Raw genomic sequence first — 3,243 nt, 5'->3', positions numbered from 1 at the left:
GCCGTCGGCCCCGCCCAGGCGGCGCCCGTCGTCGTCCTCACCGGGCCGCCCGGCGTCGGGAAGACCACCCTGGCCGTCCGGCTCGCCCACCTGCTGCGGCACACTTTCCCGGACGGCAGGATCTTCCTGCGGCTGGACGGCGACCGCGACCGTGCGCCCCACGAGCTCCTCGCCGAACTGCTGCTGAAGGTCGGCGTGCCCGTGTCGTCCCTCCCCGAGGCCACGGTGGACCGCGCCGCGATGTTCCGCGCGCTGCTGTCGGGCCGCCGGGTGCTGGTGGTGCTCGACGACGCGCGGGACGAGTCCCAGATCCGCCCCCTGCTGCCCGGCATCCCCGGGTGCGCGGTCCTGGTCACCACCAGGGACCGCGCGCCGGTCCCGGCCGGGACGCACCTCGTCGACGTCGCCCCGCTCGACGACAAGGAGGCGCGGGACCTGCTCGGCCGCATCGTCGGCCCCCCGCGGCTCGCCCTGGAGCCCGGGGCGGCCGAACGGGTCCTCGACCACTGCGCCGGGCTGCCCCTCGCCCTGCGGGTGACCGGCGCCCGGCTCGCGAGCCGCCCGGACTGGCGGGTCGGCTGCCTCGCCGACCGCCTCGCCGGTGAAGTCCGTGAACGCGCCGCCGAGAACACCGCTGAGCACGCCGCCGAGGACACCGCCGTGCGGACCTGCGTCGCCGCCAGCTACCACGAACTCGCCCCCGAGGCCGCGCAGGCCTTCCGGGCCATCGGGCTGCTCCCGGCCCTGGAGTTCCCCGGCTGGGTGCTGGCCGCCCTGCTCGACGCCCCGGACACCGACCGGCCGCACGACGCGCTGCTCGACGCGAACCTGGTGCAGGTCGCCTGCACCGACGACCAGGGGCGCCCCCGTTACCGCGTGCACGCCCTCGTCCACGCCTACGCGGCCGAGCGGGCCCTGGAGGAGGAGCCCCCGTCCTGGCGGCGGGCCGCGGCGGCCCGTGCCCTCGACGGCTGGCTCGCCCGGCTGCGCACGGCACGCGACCAGCTCGTCAGCGGCAGCTCCGCCGACGCCACCTGCGGTGGCATGGGGGACCCCGACGGCTGGCTGGAGAGCGAGCGGTCAGGGCTCGTGGCCGCCGTCGAGTTCGCCGCGGACGCCGGGTACGGGGACCGGGCCGCCGCCCTCGCCGCCGTCATGGAGGAGGTCTGCCACCTGCGCAACTGGTGGGACGCGTGGGAGCGGTCCGCACGCGCGGCCCTGCACCGCGCGCGGGCCGACGGGGACCACGTCACCGCCGCCCTCGCCCAGGGCTCCCTCGCCAGGGCCTCCGCCGTACGCGGCCGGGTGGCCGAGGCCGTGGGCCGGTTCGCCCCCGCGGTCGACCGGCTCGACGAACTCGGCGAGGCCCGGCACGCCGCGTGGCTGCGCGTCCACCGGAGCTTCGCGGTCGCCGACCACGGCATGACCGAACTCGCCCTCGCCGACGCGGAGTCGGCCGCGCGGACGCTGGGCCGGCTCGGTGACGGGGTCGGCCGGGTCCTCGCCCTGCGCAGTCTCGCCTTCGCCCACATCTGCCGCCGCCGGGAAGCCGACGCCGTCGCCGTGCTGGAACCCGTCGTCGAGACCAGCGAACGGCTCGGCCGGCCGCTCCTCCTCGCCGACGTCCTCCAGATGCTGGCCTGGGCGGAGATCGGCCTGGGCCGCTTCGGCCGGGCCGCCCGCCACCTCCACCGCGCGCTCGCCGAGTACCGCCTGCTGCGGCACCGCCCCGGCGAGGCGTACGCGCTGCTCGCGCTCGGGCGCGTGCACGTCGAGCTCGGACCCGACCAGGCCTGGCGCGCGATCGGCCCGCTCGACGAGGCCGCGACCATCTTCACCGAACTCGGCGAGCGCCGCGGCGAGGCCCTCGTCGCGTACTGGCTGGGCAAGACCCACACCGCGCTCGGCGACCCGGGCCGGGGCACCGCCCACCTCCAGGAGGCGACGAGCGCCTTCCGCGGGCTCGGCATGCCCTTCTGGCTGGAGCTCGCCCGGCGGGAGGCGGGTGAGGAGGCGGGCGCCCCCGCGCCGCAGGCCCTCGCGTAGCCCCGCGCCGCCCGTGGCCGGGCCCACCGGTGGAGCCCTTGTGCGTTTCTCATGCGCGCGGGGTGAACGGTGGAGCCCAGTCCACGAAGGGAGGCGCGGTGCCGGAACTCGCCGCACCCCAACAAGACGAACAGGCCGCCGCCGTCGAGGAGACCGCGGCCGACGTTCTCCGGGAGGTCCTGCTCCACCAGCGAAGACTGCGCGACGGAGGCTGTGAGGGAACGGTCTGCGACCGATGCGTCCGGTACCACCTGGACGCGGTCCGCACGGCCATGGAGAGCGGGAGGCCGCTGGAGTTCGTCCTCCCCGCCTTCCCGGTGAAGTCCCCCAACCCGGCCAAGGTCCTCGGGCACCTGCCCGACACGGCCGAGGAACTCGCGCTCCGCTTCCTCGACGAGCTCTGCGAGCGCATCGGGAAGCTCTACGCGCCCGGAGCCGTCATCACCATCTGCTCCGACGGCCGGGTCTTCAACGACCTCCTCGGCGTGAGCGACGAACACGTCACGGGCTACGCCCGTGCGCTCGACAACACGATCGCGGAGGCCGGGGCGAGCCGGTTGCGGACGTTCGCCCTCGACGACGTCTACCGCGACGCCGGGCACGAGGAAATGCGCGCGCGGCTGACCGACGGATACGCCCCGTCGCTCGACGAACTGCGTACGGAGGTACGGGACGGTGGCGCGCCGCTGGCCATGTACCGCGGCATCACCCGCTTCATGCTGGAGGATCTCTCCGGACCGCACTACTCGGGGACCCGCTCGGCTCTTCAGCGCCGCTGCCGGGATCTGGCGTACCGCGTCATCCAGCGGAGCCGGGCCTGGGGGAATCTGCTGGACGAGATCTTCCCGGATGCGGTGCGTCTTTCCATTCACCCGCAGCCGTGCGCCGCCGGCAAGATCGGCATCTTGCTGGCCGATACGCCGGACGCTTGGCTCACGCCTTGGCACAGCGTTGCCGTCGACGTCGGCGGGCGGTTCACGTTGATGAAGCGGGCCGAGGCGGAGGCGGCTGGCGCCTTGCCTGTTTTTCGGGGTGGGCGCCCCACTCATTATGTGCTGGAGCCTGCGGCTCGGGCCTGCGCCTAGTCGTCTGCCTGGGCATGCCGGTTTGCGGCTGCCGGTTGTCCGTGGCTGGTCGCGCAGTTCCCCGCGCCCCTGACGGGGCGCGTACGTACCCCACTTCCCCCCACTCCCCAGG

At 75.1% G+C, this 3,243-nt stretch carries 2 protein-coding genes; both read left to right on the top strand.

Annotation, left to right across the window (positions count from 1 at the left end; genetic code table 11):
* Positions 1–2,046, top strand: a 2,046-nt coding sequence (locus tag K6I34_RS34160; protein WP_229331925.1) for an NB-ARC domain-containing protein, incomplete at its 5' end; no start/stop codon positions are given.
* A gap of 98 nt (positions 2,047–2,144) precedes the next feature.
* The gene (locus K6I34_RS34155; RefSeq protein ID WP_229331924.1) at positions 2,145–3,131 is read left to right on the top strand and encodes an L-tyrosine/L-tryptophan isonitrile synthase family protein; all 987 of its coding nucleotides are present in this window, start codon (positions 2,145–2,147) and stop codon (positions 3,129–3,131) included.
* The last annotated feature ends 112 nt before the right edge of the window (positions 3,132–3,243 follow it).

Origin of the sequence: Streptomyces sp. UNOC14_S4 (assembly GCF_020740835.1) — a bacterium.
In the GTDB taxonomy this organism is placed as follows: domain Bacteria; phylum Actinomycetota; class Actinomycetes; order Streptomycetales; family Streptomycetaceae; genus Streptomyces.
Note: the sequence above shows the minus strand (reverse complement) of the source record. Positions and strands in the feature narration are given on the sequence as shown.